The sequence below is a fragment of the Variovorax sp. GW822-FHT04A09 genome (assembly GCF_058801005.1).
The window spans coordinates 1,346,144-1,365,157 of sequence record NZ_JBXAMV010000001.1 but is presented as its reverse complement, the minus strand read 5'-3'; the positions used below and the strand labels follow the sequence as shown (position 1 = coordinate 1,365,157).

Sequence of the window (19,014 nt, the reverse complement as noted above, 5' to 3'; positions counted from 1 at the left end):
CGCATGTCCGTCGCTCCCTCCGCCGCCGCACCGCCGCCCGCCTTGCCCCTGGACGCCGAAGGCATCCTCGCGCTCGCCGCGCGTTCGATGTTTCATCTGTTTTCGAGCATCAGCCAGGGCATGTTCCTGGTCGACCGCAGCGGGCGCATCGTCTGGGTGAACGAGGGCTACCGGCGCTTCCTGCCGGCGCTGGGCTTTTCGTCCATCGACGAGTTCATGGGGCACATGGTCGAGGACGTGATCCCGAACACCATGATGCGTCGCGTGCTCGAAACCGGCGAGCCGATCCTCATTGACCTGCTGACCAACAAGGCCGGCACCTTCGTCGTGAGCCGCATTCCGCTGCGCGAGGAGCGCGAAGACGGGGAGGGCCTGGGCAAGGTCATCGGCGCCATCGGCATCGTGCTGTTCGACCAGCCCGAGACCACGCTGCAGCCGCTCATCAGCAAGTTCGCGCTGTTGCAGCGCGACCTCGATGACGCCCGCCGCGAGCTGGCCAGCCAGCGCAACAACCCGCTGTACCAGCACGCGCCTGACGGCCAGCGCCGTTCCAAGTACACCTTCGCGAGCTTCATCGGCAGCAGCCCGGCGGCCGTGGAGGTGAAGCGCCACGCGCGCCGCGCCGCGCAGTCCACCAGCCCGGTGCTGCTGCTGGGCGAGACCGGCACCGGCAAGGAGCTGCTGGCGCATGCGATCCATGCGTCGTCCACGCGCGCCAAGGGCCAGTTCGTCAGCGTCAACATCGCGGCCGTGCCCGACACGCTGCTCGAGGCCGAGTTCTTCGGCTTCGCGCCCGGCGCCTTCACCGGCGCCGACAAGCGCGGGCGCGAAGGCAAGTTCAAGCTGGCCGACGGCGGCAGCCTGTTCCTCGACGAAATCGGCGACATGCCGCTGGGCCTGCAGGCCAAGCTGCTGCGCGCGCTGCAAGAGGGCGAGATCGAACCGCTGGGCTCCAACAAGCTGATTCCCTTCGACGCCCGCGTGATCGCCGCCACCTCGCGCGACCTGCCCGAGCTGGTGCGCCGCGGCCTGTTCCGTGAAGACCTGTATTACCGCCTCAACGTGCTGCCGCTGCGCGTGCCGCCGCTGCGCGAGCGGCGCAGCGACATCCCGGCGCTGGTCGAGGCGCTGGGCGAGGACATGGCGCTGCGCAGCGGCGAGGCGCCGCCCGAGCTCACGCCCGACGCGCTCGCGCTCCTGGCCGGCCAGCACTGGCGCGGCAACATCCGCGAGCTGCGCAACGTGCTGGAACAGGTGACGATGCGCAGCGACTCGCAGCGCATCGACGCGGCGCAGCTCGAACGCATCCTGCGCGAGGCCGGGCTGGAGCAGATCGAGGCACCCGACACCTCGCACAGCCTGCGCGACGTCGACCAGGAGGCCGCGTTGCTGCGCCCGCTGTCGCAGCAGGTGGCCGAGCTGGAGCGCAAGGCGATCGCTGCCGCGCTCGAAAGCACCGGCGGCAACAAGCTCGCGACCTCGCGGCTGCTGGGCATCTCGCGCGCCACGCTGTACGAGCGCATGACGGGGATGGGACTGTCATGAGCGTGAAAGCACTGCGTTCCACCTTCGGTCCGAACTGCCATTGGTGCGGGCTGCCGATGGACTTCGACGAGCCGCACGGACGCCCCGAGTCGGCCACCATCGAACACCTGCTCGACGCCACGCTGGGCGGCGTGCGCCAGCAGAAGCACCGGCGCCTCGCGCACGCGGTGTGCAACCACACGCGCAACGAGCTGCGGATGCGGGCCGAGCGCGAGTTCGAAAGCTGGCTCGCGGCGCGCCGCGACTCTGCTGGGAAACCCTGACTGATCAGCAGACAGTTGTCTGAAATAAAGACAACGCGAATGCACTGAAATCAGGCGAAACCGGTTGCGCCCGAATGAGGAAGCCTTTGTTATCAATGGCTTAGGCGGGTGGCACGAACTGTGCAATATTCAGTCACCTTTATCAGGAGACAAGACATGCACCGTCGCCACCTCATCGCCCTGGCCGCCCTGGGCGCCACCGTTGCCACCATGCCCGCCTGGGCCCAATCGAACGAGATCCGCATCGCCCACGTCTACAGCAAGACCGGCGCGCTGGAGGCCTACGGCAAGCAGACGCAGACCGGCCTGATGATGGGCCTGAACTACGCCACCGGCGGCACGATGATGGTCAACGGCAAGAAGCTGGTGGTCATCGAGAAGGACGACCAGGGCAAGCCCGACCTGGGCAAGTCGCTGCTGGCCGCCGCGTACTCCGACGACAAGGCCGCGCTCGCGGTCGGCCCGACCGCTTCGGGCGTGGCGCTGGCCATGCTGCCGGTGGCCGAGGAGTACAAGAAGATCCTGATCGTCGAGCCCGCCGTGGCCGACTCGATCACCGGCGACAAGTGGAACAAGTACATCTTCCGCACCGGCCGCAACTCGAGCCAGGACGCCATCTCCAACGCCGTGGCCATCGACAAGGCCGGCGTCACCGTTGCCACGCTGGCGCAGGACAACGCCTTCGGCCGTGACGGCGTGAAGGCCTTCGGCGCCGCGCTGAAGAAAGCCAAGCTCGCGCACGAGGAGTACCTGCCGCCCGCCACCACCGACTTCACGGCCGGTGCACAGCGCCTGATCGACAAGCTCAAGGACCAGCCGGGCCGCAAGATCATCTGGATCGTCTGGGCCGGCGCGGGCAACCCGTTCAAGATCGTCGACCTCGACCTGAAGCGCTACGGCATCGAGATCGCCACCGGCGGCAACATCCTGCCGGCCATGGCGGCCTACAAGTCGCTGCCGGGCATGGAAGGCGCGGCCTACTACTACTTCGGCATCCCGAAGAACCCGGTGAACGAGGCCATGGTCGCGGCCCACTACAAGGAATTCAAGACGCCGCCGGACTTCTTCACGGCCGGCGGCTTCTCGGCCGCGATGGCGGTGGTGACGGCGCTGAAGAAGACCAACGGCGACACCGGCACCAACAAGCTCATCAGCACGATGGAAGGCATGAGCTTCGACACGCCCAAGGGCAAGATGACCTTCCGCAAGGAAGACCACCAGGCGATGCAGTCGATGTACCACTTCAAGATCAAGGCCGACCCCGCGTTCGCGTGGGGTGTGCCGGAGCTGGTGCACGAAATCAAGCCCGAAGAGATGGACATCCCGATCAAGAACAAGCGCTGAACACGGCGCTGATCGTTCCCTGAACCCGCGGCGCGCATGCAGGCGCCGCCCCCTTTTCGCCCCGGATGGCCGCCGGGCGAAGCGCCAGCCTGCGTCCGCGCACGGCGGCGCGCTCCACGGTCGATTCGTCAGTCTGCAAGCAAGCGTTCGATACACAAACCAATAGGAGACAGCGATGCCAGCGATGCGATGGAACAACTGGAAGGGGTTTGCCGCAGCAGCGGTGATCACGGCGGCGGCGCAGGCCGCGACAGCGGCCGTGCCGCTGCCGGCACTGGGCGCCAACCCGGCGGAGGTGAGCGTGTCCGGCCTGTCGGCCGGCGGCTTCATGGCGGTGCAGCTGCACGTGGCCTACTCGGCCACCTTCAAGCGCGGCGCGGGCGTGGTCGCCGGCGGTCCGTACTACTGCGCCGAAGGCTCGGTGCTCAACGCCACCGGGCGCTGCATGACGCACAGCACCAGCATCCCGGTCTCCACGCTCGTGAGCACCACCAACAGCTGGGCCGCCAGCGGTGCGATCGACCCGGTGTCGAACCTCAGCAACTCCAAGGTCTACCTGTTCTCGGGCACCTCGGACAACACCGTCAAGCAGCCGGTGATGGACGACCTGAAGACGTACTACCAGAGCTTCGTGCCGGCCGCCAACACGGTCTACAAGAACAACCTCGGCGCAGGCCACGCGATGGTCACCGACGACTACGGCGGCGCCTGCAGCACCACGGCCGCGCCGTACATCAACAACTGCGGCTTCGACCTCGCGGGCGAGATCCTCACGCAGCTGTACGGTCCGCTGAACCCGCGCAACAACGGCGCGCTGGGCGGCACCTTCACCGAGTTCAACCAGTCGGAGTTCGTCTCCGGCCACGGCGTGGCCGCCACCGGCTGGCTCTACGTGCCGCAGGCCTGCACCACCACCTCGTGCCGCGTGCACCTGGTGCTGCACGGCTGCAAGCAGAACTACACGGACGTGAGCGACCAGTACGTCAAGAAGACGGGCTACAACCGCTGGGCCGACACCAACAACATCATCCTGATCTACCCGCAGACCAGCACCGCGGCCACCAACAGCTGCTGGGACTGGTGGGGCTACGACAGCGCCAACTACGCCAAGAAATCGGGCCCGCAGATGGCGGCCATGAAGGCCATGATCGACCGCGTCACCGGTTCGGCCGGCGGCGGCGGGCTGCCGGCGCCCACCGGCGTGGGCACCTCGGGCGCGACCAGCAGCAGCATGGTGATCGGCTGGGCCGGCGTCTCGGGCGCTTCGGGCTACAACGTGTACCGCGGCGGCAGCAAGGTCAACGCTTCGCCGGTGGCCGGCACCAGCTACACCGACACCGGCCTGGCCGCGTCGACCAGCTACAGCTGGACCGTGGCCGCGCTGAACGCGAGCAACGTCGAAGGCGCGATGTCGGCGGCCGCCACGGGCGCGACCACGGCGGGCCCGGGCGGCGGCGGAACCTGCTACACCGCGAGCAACTACGCGCACACCATGGCCGGGCGCGCCTATGCGCTGTGGGGCCTGACCTATGCCAACGGCTCGGGCCAGTCGATGGGCCTGTGGAACATCTACGCCATGACCACGCTGAAGCAGACGGGCACCAACTACTACGTGATCGGCACCTGTTGAGGCCGCTCACCCATCGCTGATTTTTTCGATTCGCAAGGACCTTTCCACAATGCTTGAGACCCGGGATCTGACCATCCGCTTCGGAGGGCACGTGGCCGTCAACAGCGTGAGCTGCGCATTCGCGCCAGGCACGCTGACGGCCATCGTCGGCCCCAACGGCGCGGGCAAGACCACTTACTTCAACCTGATCTCCGGGCAGCTCAAGGCCACGGCCGGCACGGTGTCGCTCGACGGGCAACCGTTGTCGCACCTGTCGCCGTCGGCGCGCACGCACGCCGGGCTGGGGCGCGCGTTCCAGCTCACCAACCTGTTCCCGAACCTCACGGTGCTGGAGAACGTGCGGCTCGCGGTGCAGGCCACGCGCGCCGGCGCGCACCGCCACGGGCTCAACCTGTGGAGCATCTGGAGCGATCACAAGGCACTGACCGAGCGCGCCGAGCAGATCCTGGCCGACGTGGCGCTGGAGCCGCGCGCCCACGCCACGGTGGCCAGCCTGCCGCACGGCGACCAGCGCAAGCTCGAGGTGGCGCTGCTGATGGCGCTCGAACCCAAGGTCTTCATGTTCGACGAGCCCACGGCCGGCATGCATGCGGCCGAGGCGCCCGTCATCCTCGACCTGATCCGCAAGCTCAAGCAGGACAAGACCAAGACCATCCTCCTGGTCGAACACAAGATGGACGTGGTGCGCGAACTCGCGGACCGCATCATCGTGCTGCACAACGGCACGCTCGTGGCCGACGGCGAGCCGGCCGAGGTGATCGCCTCGCCGGTGGTGCAGGAGGCCTACCTGGGCATCGCGAAGGAGGCCGCATGAGCACCGAAAATTTGCTGACCCTGGAAGGCGTGCAGACGCACATCGGGGCGTACCACATCCTGCACGGCGTCGACCTGGCCGTGCCCAAGGGCCAGCTCACCATGCTGCTGGGCCGCAACGGCGCGGGCAAGACCACCACGCTGCGCACCATCATGGGCCTGTGGCATGCGTCGCAGGGCAGGGTGCAGTTCGCCGGCAAGGACATCACGGCCCTGCACACGCCTCAGATCGCTGAGCTCGGCGTGGCCTACGTGCCCGAGAACATGGGCATCTTCTCCGACCTCACGGTGAAGGAGAACATGGTGCTGGCCGCGCGCGGCGCCAAGAACGCCGACGCCATCGACGACACGCGCCTGAAGTGGATCTTCAAGCTCTTTCCCGCGGTCGAGAAGTTCTGGAACCACCCGGCCGGCAAGCTGTCGGGCGGACAGAAGCAGATGCTGGCCGTGTCGCGCGCCATCGTCGAGCCCCGCCAGCTGCTCATCATCGACGAGCCCAGCAAGGGCCTGGCGCCCGTGATGATCAACAACATGATCGAGGCCTTCGGCGAGCTCAAGGCGAGCGGCGTGACGATCCTGCTGGTAGAACAGAACATCCACTTTGCCCAGCGCCTGGGCGACACCGTCGCGGTGATGGACAACGGCCGCGTGGTGCACAGCGGCTCGATGGCCGCGTTCTCCGCCGATGCGCAACTGCAGCAATCGCTGCTCGGACTCGCCCTATGAAAATCGACTTCGACTGGAAGCCACTGCTTCTTGCCCCCATCCTTGCGCTCGTCGCGTTGCCGCTCACGGGCTCGGTCTCGACCTGGCTCACGCTCACGGTGGCGGGGCTGGCGATGGGCATGATCATCTTCATCATCGCCTCGGGCCTCACGCTGGTGTTCGGCCTGATGGACGTGCTCAACTTCGGCCACGGCGTGTTCATTGCGCTGGGCGCCTTCGTGGCCAGCAGCGTGCTCGGCCTCATGGGCGACTGGACCGGCTCGGGCGAGCTGTGGCGCAACCTCGTGGCCGTGTTCCCGGCCATGCTGGCCGCGATGGCGGTGGCCGGCGCCATCGGCCTGGCCTTCGAGCGCTTCATCGTGCGGCCGGTGTACGGCCAGCACCTGAAGCAGATCCTCATCACCATGGGCGGCATGATCATCGGTGAGGAGCTCATCAAGGTGATCTGGGGTCCGGCGCAGATTCCGCTGCCGCTGCCCGAGGCGCTGCGCGGCTCGCTGCTGGTGGGCGATGCGGCCATCAGCAAGTACCGCCTGCTCGCGGTGGCCGTGGGCGTGGTGGTGTTCGGCGTGCTCGCCTGGACGCTGGGCCGCACCAAGATCGGCCTGCTCATTCGCGCTGGCGTGCAGGACCGCGAGATGGTCGAGTCGCTGGGCTACCGCATCGGGCGCCTGTTCGTGGGCGTGTTCGTGGTGGGCAGCGCGCTGGCCGGCCTGGGCGGCGTGATGTGGGGCCTGTTCCAGCAGAACCTGGTGCCGCAGATGGGCGCGCAGGTCAACGTGCTGATCTTCATCGTGATCATCATCGGCGGGCTGGGCTCGACCGGCGGGGCGCTGCTGGGCGCGCTGCTGGTGGGGCTCATGACGAACTACATCGGTTTCCTGCTGCCCACGCTCACGCAGTTCGCGAGCATCTTCCTCATGGTGGCCGTGCTGCTGTGGCGCCCGCAGGGCGTGTACCCCGTGGCGAACCGTTGAGGAGAAAGCCGTCATGTTCCTGAAACGACTTCTTTCCAACGACATGCCGAAGAGCCGCCTGCTGGCGTTGCTGCTGCTGGCCCTGTTCCTGGCGCTGGCCTTCGCGCCGTTCCTGTTCCCGGGCGTGAAGGCGCTCAGCGTCGCGGCCAAGATTCTGGTGTTCGTGGTGCTGGTCGCGAGCTTCGACCTGCTGCTGGGCTACACCGGCATCGTGAGCTTCGCGCACACGATGTTCTTCGGCATCGGCGCCTACGGCATCGCCATCTCGGCCTCGCGGCTGGGGCCCAACTGGGGCGCGGTGCTGATGGGGCTGGGCGCGTCGCTCGCGATCTCGCTTGTACTCTCGCTGGCCATCGGCCTGTTCTCATTGCGGGTGCGCGCGATCTTCTTCGCGATGATCACGCTGGCCGTGGCCTCGGCGTTCCAGACGCTGGCCTCGCAGCTGTCGGACTTCACCGGCGGCGAAGACGGCCTGACCTTCAAGCTGCCCGAGCTGATCTCGCCGAGCTTCGAGTTCGCCGAAGAGCCGTTCCTCGGCGTCTCGCTCGACGGGCGGCTGCTGTGCTACTACCTGCTGTTCGTGGCGGCGGTGGTGCTGGTGCTGGCAATGCTGCGCATCGTGAACTCGCCCTTCGGCCGCGTGCTGCAGGCCATCCGCGAGAACGAGTTCCGCGCCGAGGCGATCGGCTACCGCGTGGTGGTGTACCGCACCACGGCCGCCGTGCTGTCGGCGCTGTTCGCCACGCTGGCCGGCGCGATGCTCGCCATCTGGCTGCGCTACAACGGGCCGGACACCTCGCTGAGCTTCGAGATCATGATCGACGTGCTGCTCATCGTGGTGATCGGCGGCATGGGCACGATCTACGGCGCGGCCATCGGCGCGGTGCTGTTCGTGGTAGCACAGAGCTACCTGCAGGACCTGCTGCGCCTGGGCAACGAGGCCGCCAGCGGCCTGCCGTGGCTCGCGGCGCTGCTGTCGCCCGACCGCTGGCTGCTGTGGCTGGGCGTGCTGTTCGTGCTGTCGGTGTACTACTTCCCGACCGGCATCGTCGGCAAGCTGCGGGCGAGGGCGGCGAAATGAGCGACGGCAAGAACAACAGCACCATGACGCCGTCATCGCACATCTCGCCGACATCGCACTACGCGCAACTCGCAGGCCGTGAAATCCACTGGCTCGATTGGGGCGCGGCCAACGCCCCCGTCGTCATCGCCTGGCACGGCCTGGCGCGCACCAGCCGCGACATGGACGAGCTGGCGCAGCACTTCGCCGCGCGCGGCTTTCGCGTGATCTGCCCCGACACGTTGGGGCGCGGCCTGAGCCAGTGGAGCCCGTCGCCCGACGACGAATACACGCTCGCGTTCTACGCGCGCCTGGCCAATGCGCTGTGCGACGAGCTGCGGCTGGGCCGCGTGCACTGGGTGGGCACCTCGATGGGCGGCGCCATCGGCACGGTCTGCGCCTCGGGCCTGTTCGAGCCGCGCATGAAGGCGCGCATCGCCAGCCTCACGCTGAACGACAACGCGCCGCAGCTCGCGCAGGCCGCCATCGAGCGCATCCGCGCCTATGCCGGCGACCCGCCGGCCTTCGCCACGGTGGCCGAGCTGGAGGCCTTCTTCCGCACGGTCTACAAGCCCTACGGCTGGCTCAGCGACGCGCAGTGGCGCCGGCTGACCGAAAGCTCCACGCGCCGCCTGGCCGACGGCCGCGTCACGCCGCACTACGACCCGGCCATGGTCAAGCAGTTCAGCGCGCACGACAACGATTACCTGATCTGGCCGCACTACGACGTGATCGAGGCGCCGGTGCTGTGCCTGCGCGGCGCCGAGTCCGACCTGGTGCTGCCCGAGGTGATCGACGAGATGCACCGGCGCGGGCCGGGCGCGGCCGGGCGCCTGCAGGTGATCGAGGTGCCGGGCTGCGGCCATGCGCCCGCGCTCAACGTGCCGGAACAACTGGACCCGATCGAGGGGTTTATCCGCGCGGCCGGTCGTTGAAGGCAGGGCGCGATCACAATCGCGCCGACTTCAACTCCAAGATCACCTCGCCATGGCCCTCTCGATGTACGACCTGTCCGTGCCGGTTTTCACCCGCGGACTCGGCCAGCTGACCCACCTGCTCGACAAGGGCCTCGCGCATGCGAAGGCCCAGGGCATCGACCCGGCGACGCTGGTCGACGCGCGCCTCGCGCCCGACATGCTCACGCTGGCCGGCCAGATCCAGCGCGCGAGCGACGCCTCCAAGCTGGGCACGGCGCGCATCGCGGGCATCACGGCCCCGAGCTTTCCCGACGAGGAAAAGACCTGGGACGACCTGCTGGCGCGCATCGTGAAGACGCAGGATTTCCTGGCGAGCGTGGACCGCACGCTCATCGACGGCCACGAAGAACGCCCCGTGACCATCAAGGCGCGCGAAGGCGAGGCGCACTTCACCGCGCAGCGCTACCTGCTGCAGTTCGCGCTGCCGAATTTCTTCTTCCACGTGACCACCGCCTACGACGTGCTGCGCCACAAGGGCGTGCCCATCGGCAAGCTGGACTACCTCGGCCGCTTCTGAGTTCGCTCAGGCGCGGCGGGCCGCCAGCGCGTACATCAGCGGAATGCGCGGCATGCCTTCGGGCGGGGCCATGCGGCGTCCACCGAGTTCGCGCATGCCCTCGAAGGGCTTCCAGCCGTTGGTGTACGGGTACTCCTCGAAGCGCTCGATGGCCAGTCCCGCCTGCGCGAGCGCGGTCGTCACCTGGCCCACGCCCCAGGTGAACTCGAAGCTCGGGTGCGGGTTGCGAAAGCCCTGCACGCCGGGCATCGGCCGGTCGTCGGCCACGAGGCCGTCGCCCGATTCGGCCACGTAGTCGCCCACGCCTTCCTCGGGCACGGGCGCGTCGTTGAAGTAGTCGTAGTGGAACTTCCACTGCGGGTCGAACACCAGCGCGAACGGGTGGAACTCGACGATCACGAAGCGACCGCCGGGCTTGAGCAGCTGCGCCACGCCGCGCGCCCAGGCACCGAGGTCGGACAGCCAGCACAGCGTGCCGTACGAACAAAACACGAGGTCGTGGCGCTCGTCGCGCGCGGCGGCGGCCTCGAAGTAGTCGTAGACGTCCGCGCGTTCGAAGCGCGCCGCAATGCCCGACTCGGCCGAGAGCCGGGTGGCGAAGTCGATGGCTTCGTCGGAGATGTCGACGCCGGTCACGCGTGCGCCGCGCTGCGCGATGCTCAGGCTGTCCTGGCCCGCGTTGCACTGCAGGTGCAGCACCGACAGGCCGTTCACGTCGCCGAGCAGGGCGCTTTCCTCGGGGAACAGCGTGGAGCCGCCCGCGCGGAAGAAGGCGGCCTGGTCGCCCTTGTGGCTGTTGTGCGCCACCGTGGCGGCGTTCCACGACTGGCGGTTGGCTTCGTGCAGGTCTTTCTTCATGGCGTGGTCGTGTCGGGTCGGGTGGGCCAGCCCGCCAGGTGACGTTCGGCGATGCCCGTGAGCGCGGTGATCCACGCCGGGCTGTCGTTGAGGCAGGGGATGTAGCCGAAGCGCTCGCCGCCCGCGTGCAGGAAGGCTTCGCGGCCTTCCATCGCAATCTCTTCGAGCGTTTCGAGGCAGTCGGCCGGAAAGCCCGGGCACACCACGTCGACGTGCTTCACACCGCTGGCGCCGAGTTCGCGCAGGGTCGGCTCGGTGTAGGGCTCCAGCCACTTGGCGCGGCCGAAGCGCGACTGGAAGGTCGTGCGGTACTGCGTGGACGCCAGGCCCAGCCGTGCCGCGAGCAGGCGCGCGGTCTCGAGGCACTGCGTTTCGTAGGGGTCGCCCAGCGCGATGTTGCGCGCGGGAATGCCGTGGAAGCTCATCACCAGCAGCTCGCCGCGGCCTTCGGTCTTCCAGTGCTTCTCGATGCCCTGGGCCAGCGCCTCGATGTAGGCCGGGTCGTCGTGGTACTGGTTGACGAAGCGGAACTCGGGCACGTGGCGCTGGCGGCGGCTCCAGGCGTTCACGGCGTCGATCACGCTGGCCGTGGTGGTGGCCGAGTACTGCGGGTAGGCCTGCAGCACCAGCACGCGCGTGGCGCCCTCGGCCTGCAGTGCATCGAGCCGCGAGGCGATCGACGGGTTGGCGTAGCGCATCGCGTCGCACACCGTCACGCGGTGGCCGCGTTCGCCGAGCCAGCCGGCCAGCAGGGTGGCCTGCTTCTGGGTCCAGACCTTGAGCGGCGAGCCCTCGGGCAGCCAGATGCTGGCGTACTTCGCGGCCGACTTCGCGGGCCGCGTGCGCAGGATGATGCCGTGCAGGATCAGCGCCCACAGCGCCCTGGGAATCTCGACCACGCGCGGGTCGCCCAGGAAGTCGGCGAGGTAGGGGCGCACCGCGGCGGCGGTGGGGGCATCGGGCGAACCCAGGTTGCACCAGAGCACGGCGGTGCGGTCGTTCTTGCTGTTCTGACTGTCTTGGGGGGCGAGAGGCATGCGATATTCTCGGGCATGACTTCCGCTTCCCCGGCGCCCGGCGGCGCCACGCCGCTCGACATCTCGCGCATCTCGGCGATCACGCTCGACCTCGACGACACCCTGTGGCCGATCTGGCCGACCATCGAGCGGGCCGAGCGCGTGCTGCACGAATGGCTGCTGCGCGAGGCGCCCAAGACGGCCTCGCTGCTGCTCACGCCGGGCGTGCTGCGCGAGCTGCGCGAAGCCACCGCCAAGGAGCGCTCCGACCTCGCGCACGACCTGAGCGCGCTGCGCCGCGAGTCGATCCGCACGGCGCTCGTGCGCGCGGGCGAAGACCCGGCGCTGGCCGACCCGGCCTTCGACGCCTTTTTCGAAGAGCGCCAGCGCGTCACGCTGTACGACGACGCACTGCCGGCGCTCAAGTGGCTCAGCGAGCGCTACCCGCTGGTGGCGGTGTCGAACGGCAACGCCGACATCCACAAGACCGGCGTCGGCCGGTGGTTCCGCACCGCCTTCAATGCGCGCGCCTTCGGCAGCGGCAAGCCGCATGCGCCGATCTTCCGCGCCGCGGCGGCCTCGGTCGGCCTGCTGCCGAAAGACGTGCTGCACGTGGGCGACGATGCCGCGCTCGACGTGGTGGGCGCGCTCAACGCCGGCATGCAGGCCGCCTGGCTGGTGCGCGACGAGCGCCCGTGGGAGCACGGCGCGCGTCCGCAGCTGATCGTGCCCAACCTGCACGCGCTGTGCATCGCGCTGGGCGCTTGAACCTCAGCGGAACACGGGGCGGAAGAAGCTGCGTTCGTAGCTGACGATGCAGCGGGTCTCTTCGGCGTAGCGGAAGGCGGCCTGGCAGTCGGCGTCCTGCATCGAGTCGGCGCGGTAGGTTTCGTACGCGGCCAGGCTCGGGAAGCTGAACATCGCCAGCGCCACGTTGTTGGCGCCTTCGGACGGCAGGAAGTAGCCGTGGTGCTGGCCGCCGAACTTCTCGACCAGCGGAATCCAGAGCTTGCCGTAGTGCTCGAATTCCTTGAGCTTGAAGGGATCGACGATGTAGCGCAGGTAGCAGGTGATCATGGGTGAGGAATGTCAGGGGACTATCGGCGCGGCCCGAGCGGCGCGCGGCTGCCCGGACTATAGTTTTGCGACGGCCTCCTTTCATTGCTTTCGCGCGAATTTCCTCCCATGCATCTCTCCACCTGGCTCCTCTTTTGCGGCGTGACCCTGGTCGTCGCCTTCACGCCCGGTCCGGCCGTGCTGCTCGCGGTCTCCAACGCCATCTCCGTCGGCCCGCGTCGCGCGATGATCAGTTCGCTGGGCAACGCCTGCGGGCTCTTCCTGGTCTCGGCCGCCGCGATGGGCGGGCTGGGCGTGGTGCTCAACACCTCGGCCACGGCCTTCATGGTGCTGAAGGTGGCGGGTGCGGGCTACCTCGTGTACCTGGGCATCCGGCAGTGGCGCAGCCGCACGAGCGTGTTCGCCGAGCTGCAGCCGTCGGCCGCGCCGGCACCTTCGCGTTCCGCGCGCCGGCTGTTCGGGCACGGCGTGACGGTGGCGCTGACCAACCCGAAGGGCATCCTGTTCTTCTCGGCGCTGTTCCCGCAGTTCCTCACGCACGACGCGCCGATCCTCACGCAGTTCGCCGTGCTCACCACGACCTTCGCGGCCGGCTCGGTGCTGGCGCATGGCTCGTACGTGCTGCTGGCGCGCCTGCTGAAGAAGCAGTTCGCGAACCCGAAGCGCGCGCAGCTGTTCAACCGCGTGTCGGGCGGCGCCTTCGTGCTGCTGGGGCTGAGCCTGCTGCGCTTGCGCAACAAGACGGCCTGAGAAGGCCGCAGACTTTCTTCAGTCGAGCCCGAAACGCTCGCGCAGCGCCGCGCAGAAATCGGCGGTGCCGCTGAGCGAGAGCGTGAGGGTGTCCAGGCGCGGGTTGTCTTCCCGCGTGCGCTGCACATCGCAGTCCCACACCGCACCGTCGTCGAGCGCGCCGCGCGCACCGGGGAAGGTGGCCTCGGCCCAGGCCAGCACCTGCGCGATCTCGGCTTCCACCTCGGGCGTGCGCTCGGGCGGGGTCGAGGCCATGGCGTCGAAGGTGCCGTGGTCTTCGGTGTCTTCGCTGTAGTCGAAATCCAGGTAGCGCAGGGTCGTGGTCATGGCGTGGCAAGCGAGCGCGCGACGGCCAGTCCGTTGAGGACGGCGCCTTCGAGCGTGGCGGGATAGGGGCCTTCGGTGTAGTCGCCGCAGGCCTGCAGCCCCGGCGCGATGGCGGCCGGTGGGCGGGCCAGGCCGGGCGTGCAGGCGAAGGTGGCGCGCTTCTCGACCACGGTCTGGATCGGCGTGAGCCCGGGTTGCCCCAGCTGCGCGCCGGCTTGCGCGAGCACCTGTTTCTCTAGCGTCTCGCGCGGCGTTTCGTTGGCGCTCACGACGAAGGCGAGCACGCCTTCTGGTCCACCGAGCTGGCCGCGGTCGAACACGAACTGGGCCGGTGCGCTGCCCGGCTGGCTGCGCAGCGCGAGCATCGGCTCGGCCAGCGGCGCGGCGCCGCGCACGTAGACCGTGGCAATCGCCTCGAAGCGCAGCGATTCGGTGACGTTGCACCAGCGCGAAGCGGCCGGCAGGCCGGTGGCGCGCACGAGGCGCGCGGCGTCCCAGGGCGCGCAGGCCAGCACGGCCTGGTCGAAGACCTCGTCATCGATGCGCCACTGGTCGCCTTCGGGCGCGATGGCGCGCACGCGGTGGCCGATGTGCGCGGTGGCGCCGTGCCGCGCGAGCCACGCCAGCGCGGCATCGGGCAGCAGGGCGCCGAGGTCCACGCGCGGCAGCAGCAGGTCGGCGCCGCCGCGCCCGCTGAACAGCGCGTCGTGCAGCACGCGCAGGAACACCTGGCCGCTCGATTGCGGCACGGGCGTGTTGAGCGCCGAGACGCACAGCGGCTCGATGAGTTCGTGCATCACGCGCGGCGTGAGGCCGGCGCACAGCGTGGCGACGCTGGTGCCGGGCGCGCAGCGAAAGCCCGCGAGACGCCAGCGCACGGCGGTGGCCAGCAGCGCGGCCTTGTCGCGCCAGGTCCAGCCGCGCGCGGTGAAGATGCCGGTGAGCAGGTCGAGCGGCGGCGGCCGGCCCGCGGGCAGCTGCAGCCCGCCGCCGTCGGCAAAGCGCAGCGACAGCGGCAGGCGTTGCAGGGCGGTGTCGGCGTCGACACCCACGTCGCGCATGAGCGCCAGCGTGGCGGTGTAGGCGCCGATCAGGATGTGCTGGCCGTTGTCCAGCGCCATGCCGTGCATGTGATCGACCCGCCGCGCGCGTCCACCTGCCATCGGCGCGGCTTCGAACAGGGTGACGGCGTGCCCGAGGCGCGTGGCCTCGACGGCGCAGGCCAGGCCGGCCCAGCCGGCGCCGATGACGGCGAGCCTCATGGGCACGAAGGGTGGGGCGTCATATCCGGCCCAGCGCCTGGACTTTCCAGGCCAGCCAGAACTTGCGCACGGGCGTCAGGCTGATGCGCTGGTTGAGAACCTGGAAGTCGTCGCGCTCGATCTCGCGCAGCAGCGTGCGGTAGATGCTGGCCATCATCAGGCCGGGTTTCTGGGTGCGGCGGTCGGCCAGCGGCAGCAGGGCCAGCGCCTCGTCGTAGGCAGCGTGGGCGCGCTGGGCCTGGAACTTCATGAGCGCGACAAAACGGTCGGAGTGCACGCGGTTCAGGATCTCGTGCGCCTTCACGTCGAACTGCTGCAGCTCGTTGACCGGCAGGTAGATGCGACCGCGCAGCGCGTCTTCGCCCACGTCGCGCAGGATGTTGGTCAGCTGCAGCGCCAGGCCGAGCTTGTGGGCGTAGGCGGTGGTCTGCGGATCGGTCTGGCCGAAGATGCGCGCCGCGACTTCGCCCACCACGCCGGCCACCAGGTGGCAGTAGCGCGCGAGGCCGGGAAAGTCGAGGTAGCGGGTCTGGTCCAGGTCCATCTGGCAGCCGTCGATCACTTCGTTGAGCTGGCGCGCCTCGATGCCGTAGGTGGCGGCATGCGGCATGAGCGCCTGCATGACCGGGTGGCGCGGCGTGCCGGCAAAGGCCTGGGCGACCTCGGTGCGCCACCAGGCGAGCTTGGTGGCGGCCACGCCGGGGTCGGAGACCTCGTCCACCACGTCGTCGACTTCGCGGCAGAAGGCATAAAAAGCCGTGATCGCGGCGCGCCGCGGCTTGGGCAGGAACAGGAAGGCGTAATAGAAACTGCTGCCCGAAGCGGCGGCCTTGTCTTGCACGTATTGCTCGGGATTCATCGGGGAGGCGCTGCTTTCATGGGCCGTGATTGTCTCCGCATCCGCCATGCCTTCCAGAGCAGCACGGGCGCGTCGGCCTTGCCGACGGTGGGGCGCTGCGTGAAGGTGTCGAAGCCCAGGTCCTCGATCTTGTCCAGGATGCGCAGGCCGCCCTGCACGACCAGGCGCAGCTCCCAGCCCACGCGGCCCGGCAGGCGGTGCACGAGTGGGGCGCCCTCGGTCATGAGCTCGCGCGCCCAGAAGGCCATCACTGCTATCAGATTGATAGCTTCCTGCGGCGGCGGCGCCGGCGACAGCGGTTCGAAGACTTTGAAATGCTCCGAGGTCAGGCCGCGCCGCGCGCAGTCGGTGCGCGGAAAGTAGAAGCGCCCGCGCGGCAGGTCGACGCTTGGGTCCTGCCAGAAGTTGATGAGCTGCAGCGCGCTGCAGATGGCGTCGCTCTGGGCCAGCGCCTGCGCATCGGTCACGCCGTACAGGTGCAGCAGCAGTCGGCCGACCGGGTTGGCGGAGCGGCGGCAGTAGTCGAGCAGCTCGGCGCGGTCGGCGTAGGTGCCGCGGTCGCGGGTCTTCTCGATGTCCTGCATGAAGGCGCTGAGCAGGTCGGCGAGCAGGTCTTCGGGCAGGCGGTACTGGGCGATGGCCCAGGCCAGCGGGCCGAACACGTGGGGCCAGCGCGAGTCGGGCAGCACGTCGCCGCGTGCGGCGGCGGCCAGTTCCTCGCGGTAGGCGCGCAGCTCGGCCAGGCGCGCATCGGGCGAGGCGTCGCCTTCGTCGGCGATGTCGTCGGCGGTGCGGGCAAAGTGGTAGATCGCGGCAATCGGCGGGCGCAGGTGCGGCGGGCACAGCCACGAGGCCACGGGGAAGTTTTCGTAATGGGCCGGCGCGGCGGCATGACGAGGATTGGCAGGAGGAGTGGCGGACACGCCACGATTGTCGGCGACGTCATGTCCGGGCACTATGCTCGTGGCGTCGCCACTTTCCATCTCTCTTTCGCCCATGACGATGAAAGCAACTGCCGCGGCTTCCGGGACTTCGCTTCCCGCTTCGGGCGACACGGCACATCCGGCCGGGCCGGGGCTGATGATCGCGGCGCTGGGCGTCGTCTTCGGCGACATCGGCACCTCGCCGCTGTACGCCTTCAAGGAAACGATGAACCCCGAGCACGGCGTGCCGTTCTCGCCCGACGCGGTGCTGGGTCTGCTCTCGCTGATCTTCTGGGGCCTGATGTTCGTGGTGACGCTCAAGTATGTGGTGTTCGTGCTGCGCGCCGACCACGACGGTGAGGGCGGCATCCTGGCGCTGCAGGCGCTGGCGCGCAACGCCGTTTCCGGCCCGAAGACCCGGCCCTGGGTGTGGCGCGAGATCGGGGTTCTGGGCCTGGTGGGCGCGGCCATGTTCTATGGCGACAGCCTCATCACGCCGGCGATCTCGGTGCTGTCGGCGGTCGAGGGCCTGGAGGTGCAGGCGCCGGTGCTGCAGCGGGTGGTGATCCCGATCACGTTGGCCATCCTCGTCGGGCTGTTCATGGTGCAGAAGAAGGGCACGGGCGTGGTCGGCAAGATCTTCGGGCCGGTGATGTTGCTGTGGTTCCTGGTGCTGGGCGTGGCAGGGCTGTGGCAGGTGCTGCAGCAGCCACAGGTGCTGGCGGCGCTCGATCCGCGCCGGGCGGTGAGCTTCCTGGTCGTGCACCGGGCGCAGTCGCTGGCCGTGCTGGGCGCGGTGTTCCTGGCGTTCACGGGCGGCGAGGCGCTGTACGCCGACATGGGGCATTTCGGCGCCAGGCCGATCCGTCTCGCGTGGCTCTTCATCGCGCTGCCGGGGCTGGTGCTCAACTACTTCGGGCAGGGCGCGCTGGTGCTGGCGAACCCGGCGGCCATCGACAACCCGTTCTTCCGGCTCTTTCCGTCGTGGGGCGTGCTGCCGATGGTGGTGCTCGCGGCCATGGCCACGGTGATCGCGTCGCAGGCGGTGATCTCGGGCGCCTTCTCGCTCACCGCGCAGGCGATGCGCATGGGCTACCTGCCGCGCATGCGCGTGGTGCAGACCTCGGGCACGGCCATCGGGCAGATCTACGTGCCCGCGGTCAACTGGTTGTTGATGGTCGGCGTGCTGCTGCTGGTGCTGGGCTTCCGCAGTTCGGGCGCGCTGTCGGCGGCGTATGGCATTGCGGTGTCGATCACGATGGTGACGACCACATTGCTGGCCGGCATCGTGGCCTGGGGCCTGTGGCGCTGGAACAAGGTGGCGGTGGCGGTCGGCGTGGCGGCCTTCGCGGCGGTCGACCTGACCTTCGTGGTGTCCAACAGCCTGAAGGTGGCCGAGGGCGGCTGGCTCACGCTGGCGGTGGCGGCCGGGGTGATGGTGCTGTTCACCACCTGGGCCAAGGGCCGGCGCCTGGGCCTGGAAGCGGCGGCGGCCGACAGCCTGCCGCTGCGCCCCTTCGTCGAGTCGCTGGCGCTGAACATGCCGCACCGGGTGAGCGGCACGGCCGTGTTCCTGAACCCCGACGCCACGGCGGTGCCGCACGCGCTGCTGCACAACCTCAAGCACAACCAGGTGCTGCACGAGCAGGTGATCGTGCTGCGCGTGCTCTCGTGCGACACGCCGCGCGTGGACGCGCGCCTGCGCATCGAGGCCGAGCAGCTGATGGACGGCATCTGGGTGGTCACCGCGCGGCACGGCTTCATGGAGCGGGCCGACGTGCCCGAGTTCATCCGCATCCTGGCCTACCAGAAGACCCTGGCCATCGACTCGATGAAGACCTCGTACTTCGTCTCCCGCGCCTCGGTGGGCGAGGAGAACCTGCCGGGCATGAACCCGGTGCGACGGGTGCTGTTCGGCTGGCTGCAGCGCAACGCGGGCCGGGCATCCGATTACTTCGAGCTTCCTGATAACCGGCTGGTTGAAATGGGGCAGAGAACCTAGCGCAGACATTGCTGTCGACATGGTCAACTGACCCGCGGGTCATTGACACTGTTTAACGTTTACCCTAGATTACTAACCGGTGGGTCAT

Annotated in this window: 20 protein-coding genes; 13 read left to right on the top strand and 7 right to left on the bottom strand. The window is 68.8% G+C overall.

Features of this window, described 5'->3' with window-relative positions; all coding sequences use genetic code 11:
* Positions 1-3: 3 nt before the first annotated feature.
* From AC1RLW_RS06155 to AC1RLW_RS06110, 10 genes are all read left to right on the top strand, one after another.
* Positions 4-1,545 carry a sigma-54 interaction domain-containing protein gene (locus AC1RLW_RS06155; RefSeq protein ID WP_062475896.1) on the top strand — a complete coding sequence of 514 codons (1,542 nt, stop codon included), beginning with the start codon at positions 4-6 and terminating at the stop codon, positions 1,543-1,545.
* Positions 1,542-1,808 carry a hypothetical protein gene (locus AC1RLW_RS06150; RefSeq protein WP_070060447.1) on the top strand — a complete coding sequence of 89 codons (267 nt, stop codon included), beginning with the start codon at positions 1,542-1,544 and terminating at the stop codon, positions 1,806-1,808. Before AC1RLW_RS06155 ends, AC1RLW_RS06150 begins: the two co-directional genes overlap by 4 nt.
* Before the next feature lie 156 nt (positions 1,809-1,964).
* Positions 1,965-3,152: a substrate-binding domain-containing protein gene (locus AC1RLW_RS06145; RefSeq protein WP_070060448.1), complete on the top strand. Its 1,188-nt coding sequence runs from the start codon at positions 1,965-1,967 to the stop codon at positions 3,150-3,152.
* 175 nt (positions 3,153-3,327) lie between these two features.
* Positions 3,328-4,782 (top strand): extracellular catalytic domain type 2 short-chain-length polyhydroxyalkanoate depolymerase, encoded by a 1,455-nt coding sequence (locus tag AC1RLW_RS06140; RefSeq protein WP_492726385.1) that lies wholly within the window; start codon positions 3,328-3,330, stop codon positions 4,780-4,782.
* A 49-nt stretch (positions 4,783-4,831) separates the two neighbouring features.
* Entirely contained in the window at positions 4,832-5,596 is a 765-nt protein-coding gene (locus AC1RLW_RS06135; protein ID WP_062475886.1) for an ABC transporter ATP-binding protein, read from the top strand.
* Positions 5,593-6,321 (top strand): ABC transporter ATP-binding protein, encoded by a 729-nt coding sequence (locus AC1RLW_RS06130; RefSeq protein WP_095745068.1) that lies wholly within the window; start codon positions 5,593-5,595, stop codon positions 6,319-6,321. The genes AC1RLW_RS06135 and AC1RLW_RS06130 overlap by 4 nt, the downstream gene beginning before the upstream one ends.
* The gene (locus AC1RLW_RS06125; RefSeq protein ID WP_493192483.1) at positions 6,318-7,298 is read left to right on the top strand and encodes a branched-chain amino acid ABC transporter permease; all 981 of its coding nucleotides are present in this window, start codon (positions 6,318-6,320) and stop codon (positions 7,296-7,298) included. The genes AC1RLW_RS06130 and AC1RLW_RS06125 overlap by 4 nt, the downstream gene beginning before the upstream one ends.
* Before the next feature lie 13 nt (positions 7,299-7,311).
* Entirely contained in the window at positions 7,312-8,379 is a 1,068-nt protein-coding gene (locus AC1RLW_RS06120; protein WP_493192482.1) for a branched-chain amino acid ABC transporter permease, read from the top strand.
* Positions 8,376-9,293 (top strand): alpha/beta fold hydrolase, encoded by a 918-nt coding sequence (locus AC1RLW_RS06115; RefSeq protein WP_493192481.1) that lies wholly within the window; start codon positions 8,376-8,378, stop codon positions 9,291-9,293. Before AC1RLW_RS06120 ends, AC1RLW_RS06115 begins: the two co-directional genes overlap by 4 nt.
* 52 nt (positions 9,294-9,345) lie before the next feature.
* The gene (locus AC1RLW_RS06110; protein WP_493192480.1) at positions 9,346-9,852 is read left to right on the top strand and encodes a DUF1993 domain-containing protein; all 507 of its coding nucleotides are present in this window, start codon (positions 9,346-9,348) and stop codon (positions 9,850-9,852) included.
* 6 nt (positions 9,853-9,858) lie between these two features.
* Here the strand turns inward: AC1RLW_RS06110 and AC1RLW_RS06105 are convergent, their stop codons facing one another.
* Complete coding sequence (locus AC1RLW_RS06105) at positions 9,859-10,710, bottom strand: class I SAM-dependent methyltransferase (protein ID WP_493192479.1); 852 nt, start codon at positions 10,708-10,710, stop codon at positions 9,859-9,861.
* Entirely contained in the window at positions 10,707-11,747 is a 1,041-nt protein-coding gene (gene hemH, locus AC1RLW_RS06100; RefSeq protein WP_493192478.1) for a ferrochelatase, read from the bottom strand. Before hemH ends, AC1RLW_RS06105 begins: the two co-directional genes overlap by 4 nt.
* A 15-nt stretch (positions 11,748-11,762) precedes the next feature.
* Here hemH and AC1RLW_RS06095 point away from each other — a divergent pair, with 15 nt between their 5' ends.
* Entirely contained in the window at positions 11,763-12,494 is a 732-nt protein-coding gene (locus AC1RLW_RS06095; protein WP_095947797.1) for an HAD family hydrolase, read from the top strand.
* Positions 12,495-12,497: 3 nt separating this feature from the next.
* Here AC1RLW_RS06095 and AC1RLW_RS06090 read toward each other — a convergent pair whose 3' ends face one another.
* Positions 12,498-12,803: an NIPSNAP family protein gene (locus tag AC1RLW_RS06090; protein ID WP_062475864.1), complete on the bottom strand. Its 306-nt coding sequence runs from the start codon at positions 12,801-12,803 to the stop codon at positions 12,498-12,500.
* Positions 12,804-12,911: 108 nt separating this feature from the next.
* Between AC1RLW_RS06090 and AC1RLW_RS06085 the strand changes: the two genes are divergently transcribed.
* Positions 12,912-13,553 (top strand): LysE family translocator, encoded by a 642-nt coding sequence (locus AC1RLW_RS06085; protein ID WP_062475861.1) that lies wholly within the window; start codon positions 12,912-12,914, stop codon positions 13,551-13,553.
* An 18-nt stretch (positions 13,554-13,571) separates the two neighbouring features.
* Here AC1RLW_RS06085 and AC1RLW_RS06080 read toward each other — a convergent pair whose 3' ends face one another.
* The 4 genes from AC1RLW_RS06080 to hpnC are packed head-to-tail and all read right to left on the bottom strand — an operon-like array spanning position 13,572 to position 16,924.
* Complete coding sequence (locus tag AC1RLW_RS06080) at positions 13,572-13,880, bottom strand: hypothetical protein (RefSeq protein WP_095745072.1); 309 nt, start codon at positions 13,878-13,880, stop codon at positions 13,572-13,574.
* Positions 13,877-15,142: a hydroxysqualene dehydroxylase HpnE gene (gene hpnE / locus AC1RLW_RS06075; RefSeq protein ID WP_493192477.1), complete on the bottom strand. Its 1,266-nt coding sequence runs from the start codon at positions 15,140-15,142 to the stop codon at positions 13,877-13,879. Before hpnE ends, AC1RLW_RS06080 begins: the two co-directional genes overlap by 4 nt.
* Positions 15,143-15,161: 19 nt before the next feature.
* Positions 15,162-16,001 (bottom strand): presqualene diphosphate synthase HpnD, encoded by an 840-nt coding sequence (gene hpnD, locus AC1RLW_RS06070; RefSeq protein WP_062475853.1) that lies wholly within the window; start codon positions 15,999-16,001, stop codon positions 15,162-15,164.
* Positions 15,998-16,924, bottom strand: a complete 927-nt coding sequence (gene hpnC, locus AC1RLW_RS06065; RefSeq protein ID WP_493192476.1) for a squalene synthase HpnC — start codon at positions 16,922-16,924, stop codon at positions 15,998-16,000. Before hpnC ends, hpnD begins: the two co-directional genes overlap by 4 nt.
* Before the next feature lie 157 nt (positions 16,925-17,081).
* Between hpnC and AC1RLW_RS06060 the strand changes: the two genes are divergently transcribed.
* The gene (locus tag AC1RLW_RS06060; RefSeq protein ID WP_493193064.1) at positions 17,082-18,926 is read left to right on the top strand and encodes a potassium transporter Kup; all 1,845 of its coding nucleotides are present in this window, start codon (positions 17,082-17,084) and stop codon (positions 18,924-18,926) included.
* Positions 18,927-19,014: the final 88 nt, after the last annotated feature.

Coding starts and splice junctions, on each gene's coding strand:
- AC1RLW_RS06155 (WP_062475896.1), top strand. CDS start 4: ATGTCCGTCGCTCCCTCCGCCGCCGCACCGCCGCCCGCCTTGCCCCTG.
- AC1RLW_RS06150 (WP_070060447.1), top strand. CDS start 1,542: ATGAGCGTGAAAGCACTGCGTTCCACCTTCGGTCCGAACTGCCATTGG.
- AC1RLW_RS06145 (WP_070060448.1), top strand. CDS start 1,965: ATGCACCGTCGCCACCTCATCGCCCTGGCCGCCCTGGGCGCCACCGTT.
- AC1RLW_RS06140 (WP_492726385.1), top strand. CDS start 3,328: ATGCCAGCGATGCGATGGAACAACTGGAAGGGGTTTGCCGCAGCAGCG.
- AC1RLW_RS06135 (WP_062475886.1), top strand. CDS start 4,832: ATGCTTGAGACCCGGGATCTGACCATCCGCTTCGGAGGGCACGTGGCC.
- AC1RLW_RS06130 (WP_095745068.1), top strand. CDS start 5,593: ATGAGCACCGAAAATTTGCTGACCCTGGAAGGCGTGCAGACGCACATC.
- AC1RLW_RS06125 (WP_493192483.1), top strand. CDS start 6,318: ATGAAAATCGACTTCGACTGGAAGCCACTGCTTCTTGCCCCCATCCTT.
- AC1RLW_RS06120 (WP_493192482.1), top strand. CDS start 7,312: ATGTTCCTGAAACGACTTCTTTCCAACGACATGCCGAAGAGCCGCCTG.
- AC1RLW_RS06115 (WP_493192481.1), top strand. CDS start 8,376: ATGAGCGACGGCAAGAACAACAGCACCATGACGCCGTCATCGCACATC.
- AC1RLW_RS06110 (WP_493192480.1), top strand. CDS start 9,346: ATGGCCCTCTCGATGTACGACCTGTCCGTGCCGGTTTTCACCCGCGGA.
- AC1RLW_RS06105 (WP_493192479.1), bottom strand. CDS start 10,710: ATGAAGAAAGACCTGCACGAAGCCAACCGCCAGTCGTGGAACGCCGCC.
- hemH (WP_493192478.1), bottom strand. CDS start 11,747: ATGCCTCTCGCCCCCCAAGACAGTCAGAACAGCAAGAACGACCGCACC.
- AC1RLW_RS06095 (WP_095947797.1), top strand. CDS start 11,763: ATGACTTCCGCTTCCCCGGCGCCCGGCGGCGCCACGCCGCTCGACATC.
- AC1RLW_RS06090 (WP_062475864.1), bottom strand. CDS start 12,803: ATGATCACCTGCTACCTGCGCTACATCGTCGATCCCTTCAAGCTCAAG.
- AC1RLW_RS06085 (WP_062475861.1), top strand. CDS start 12,912: ATGCATCTCTCCACCTGGCTCCTCTTTTGCGGCGTGACCCTGGTCGTC.
- AC1RLW_RS06080 (WP_095745072.1), bottom strand. CDS start 13,880: ATGACCACGACCCTGCGCTACCTGGATTTCGACTACAGCGAAGACACC.
- hpnE (WP_493192477.1), bottom strand. CDS start 15,142: ATGAGGCTCGCCGTCATCGGCGCCGGCTGGGCCGGCCTGGCCTGCGCC.
- hpnD (WP_062475853.1), bottom strand. CDS start 16,001: ATGAATCCCGAGCAATACGTGCAAGACAAGGCCGCCGCTTCGGGCAGC.
- AC1RLW_RS06060 (WP_493193064.1), top strand. CDS start 17,082: ATGATCGCGGCGCTGGGCGTCGTCTTCGGCGACATCGGCACCTCGCCG.